The sequence below is a fragment of the Streptomyces cahuitamycinicus genome (genome assembly GCF_002891435.1).
GTDB classification, from domain to species: Bacteria; Actinomycetota; Actinomycetes; order Streptomycetales; family Streptomycetaceae; genus Streptomyces; species Streptomyces cahuitamycinicus.
This window is the reverse complement of record NZ_POUC01000677.1, coordinates 1-2,900: the sequence shown is the minus strand read 5'-3', so window position 1 is coordinate 2,900 and position 2,900 is coordinate 1. Positions and strand designations below refer to the sequence as shown.

Annotated in this window: 5 protein-coding genes; all 5 read left to right on the top strand. The window is 70.7% G+C overall.

The genetic code is table 11. The annotated features are described in order from the left end of the window. Positions 1-32: 32 nt before the first annotated feature. Positions 33-731, top strand: coding sequence for a hypothetical protein (locus tag C1J00_RS41485; RefSeq protein WP_102913985.1), 699 nt, complete (start codon positions 33-35; stop codon positions 729-731). A gap of 18 nt (positions 732-749) precedes the next feature. After that, complete coding sequence (locus C1J00_RS41480) at positions 750-1,493, top strand: hypothetical protein (RefSeq protein ID WP_102913984.1); 744 nt, start codon at positions 750-752, stop codon at positions 1,491-1,493. A gap of 149 nt (positions 1,494-1,642) precedes the next feature. Next, positions 1,643-1,996, top strand: coding sequence for an SH3 domain-containing protein (locus tag C1J00_RS41475; RefSeq protein ID WP_245936718.1), 354 nt, complete (start codon positions 1,643-1,645; stop codon positions 1,994-1,996). A 96-nt stretch (positions 1,997-2,092) separates the two neighbouring features. Continuing rightward, positions 2,093-2,575: a hypothetical protein gene (locus C1J00_RS41470; RefSeq protein WP_102913982.1), complete on the top strand. Its 483-nt coding sequence runs from the start codon at positions 2,093-2,095 to the stop codon at positions 2,573-2,575. Then, the coding region (locus tag C1J00_RS41465) for a hypothetical protein (protein WP_102913986.1) at positions 2,572-2,900 on the top strand (329 nt) is incomplete at its 3' end. The genes C1J00_RS41470 and C1J00_RS41465, both read left to right, overlap by 4 nt.

Sequence of the window (2,900 nt, the reverse complement as noted above, 5' to 3'; positions counted from 1 at the left end):
ATCCCACCCGCTGAACGCACGGAGCGTCGCCTATGCCCCCTGAACCCGCGCCGACACCCTCCCGGCGTGCGGTCTCCCCTCTCGACCATCGCCTCGAAGCCGCCACCGGGCACGACATCGACACCCTGTGGGCCTACCGCGACCGCGGCGTGCTCGACGAGCAGCACGCCCAACTGGTGGACCGGCACCGGAAGCTGGCCAAGACCCAGACTGGCGTCATCTTCCATCTGCGCCTCCTCAACCGCCTGTCCAGCGGCGAGTTCGACGTCGACGGCGCTCTGTTCACGCGTATCGACCGCACCGTGGACCAGTTGGAAGAGGCTGCCGACGCGCGGGACGCCGTTGCCCGGGATGTGCTCGCCGCCCTGGAGCCCATCGAAGCCGCAGCAGCGTCCGTCGCGCCCGACGCGCAGCAGCTCTCGACTGACGACCCGGCGGCGCTGCTCGCCATCGCCGGCGGCGCCAAGCTCTACGAACACCTGCTGACCGGCCGGATGTCCGTCGCAGCCGCCTCCGGCACCCGCATCCCCCACACCAAGCTACGGCGGCTGGAGGACGCCGGCCTGGTCGCCCAGGACACCGGCCACCCCGTACCCGCTGGCCAGCCGGTCGCGCTCACCGACGCCGGAAGAGCCGCGCTGTTCGCCGCCCGCCGGGCCCCCACGACGCAGACGCCGAAGGTCCCAGCTCGCCCCGGCACATCGCCGTCCACTCCGGCGCAGCGGCGCTGAACTCCACCGAAAGGCCCCTTGTTGTCTCCCACCGAACCGGCGCCGGTCCGGAAGTCCATCCCTCAAGTCGACTTCGATCTGGACGACCTCGACGCCGACGAGGAGCGGTACCTCGACTTCTACCGCAAGGTCGGCGTCCACGAGGACATGCTCGTCCCCCTCGCCGAACATCACGACGGTCCACACAGCTACTACGTCCTGTTCGACCGCACCGCGACCTGGGGACACCCCGGCATGCCCCAGGTGCTCGCCGTGCATCTGCAACGGGACCACGAGAAGCGGACGTTCAGCTTCGAGAAGGCCCTACTGCCGCTGCCCGCGATGGCGCAGTCCTGGCTCATCCACCGCGGCTGCCCGCACGATGCCATCGGTCTCGACCCCGAGCTGGGCCCGCCGCCGGCTGACGAGGCCACGCGAGTACTGGAGCGACGCCTCGCCGGCGACGGTGACCACTACGCCATGGGCTACTCCTACACCAGCGACGACCCGGACGACATGGTCGTCGTCGTGGCCCTGCGCGTCCTGGACGAACGCGCCCCGTCGCCGTTCCGCGTTGTGGTCGAAGAGGTCGATACCGACACCTGGACGCACACCCTGCGCGAGGGCGGCTTCGACACGGTCGACGAGGCCCTGCAGTGGTGCGACGACCGGCTCACCGGCGAGGCCGGCCCTCTCCCGCCGGTCCGCCCGGCAGCCGCCGCCAGCCGCCCGGCCGGTGTGGCGAAGGCGCCTGCCCCGCGCCCGCCAGGCCGTTCGCGCTGAGCGCTCAGCCCGACGCGGGCGGCGCAACATAGCCGACGATCGCCGGTTAGCCAAACCGGCGATTCTCCGGACTCTTATACAGGCGCCGGGACACCCCCCCGCGGCGCCCTTCCACACATTCCTCACGCCTTCACGGAGGCTTTTTCCGCATGCGCTCCACCCGAATTGCCATATCCGCGGCGATGCTCGGCGCACTCGCGCTGCCGGTGCTGTCCGCCACCTCCGCCAGCGCCGCGACCGTACCCACGGCAGCAACCGCCGCCTCCGCCGTCAGCTGCCACAACCTGCCGCCGCTCCCGTACGCGGTGCACGCCAAGGCCGTGACCATCCGGTCCAAGGCCAGCTCGAAGTCCACGGCGCTCGGCGTGCTCTACAAGAGCCACAAGTTCACCGTCTCCAAGAAGAGCGGCAACTGGCTCTACATCACAGACAAGACGACCGGCGTCAAGGGCTGGGTCTCCGGCACGTACGTCTACCGCGACGTCCGTATGTGCCTGGACTGACCAGGCTTCAGCACCTCCCGGCAAGCGGCTGATCCGCCGATTACGGGGCCCCTCACATTCCCTACGCATCAGCCTCTCCAGAACAGGAGATCCCCCTTGTCCGACGGCATATCCGAGGATTCTGCGGATGTCGTGGGCGTGCTCACCGAACGGATCGAAGCGCGCTTCGACATGGGCATGGACCAGTTGAAGGCCGCGGTCGCCGCCGCGCCGACCGCGAACCCTGACGCCACCGACGTCGTCAAGTGGCACGGCCTTCTCGTCGAGGCCCAGTCCGTGCTGGAGCGCGCGGAGGACGACCTCCTCGCCGCACTGCAGACCCAGCCCAGCGAGGTCGACGACCCGACGATGGGCCTCGCCCACCGGGTGAACGCGGCCGTCACTGCCCGCGACGGCCGGGCCATGGTCGTGCGATGGCTCCTCGACCCGAACGCCCCGGGGAAGAAGGACCTCGCCGCAGAGCGCCTCGCCCGCCTTCGGCCCCGCCCCGGGCCTGCGGTGCAGACCAGCGCCCCCAACCGGCCCGCGGGTTCAACCGCACCGGCGACGGCCTGGCGGTCGGCAAGGGCCGCCCGATGAGCCGGGACAAGGCCAGCACCATGGACGCCGACCTGCAGAAGGTCTTCGGTAAGCCGGTCCTCGAGCTGTACGAGGCGGCTGCCGACTACGATGCCTCGCCCGCGCTCGCCCGGGCCCTGGAACTGCGGTCCTTCCTGGCGCTCACCGAGGAGCAGGTCGCCCGCGTCCGCGACCGCGTCCACGCCGACATGGATGCGGACCGCAACATGGGCGAACTGTCGGCGGACAAGCTCCGCTTCGACGCGCAGTGGCTGGACGCGGCACTGAAGGCCCGCGACGGCTACCGCGCCGCCCTCGGCGAGCTGCTGCGCACCATGCCCCCGCC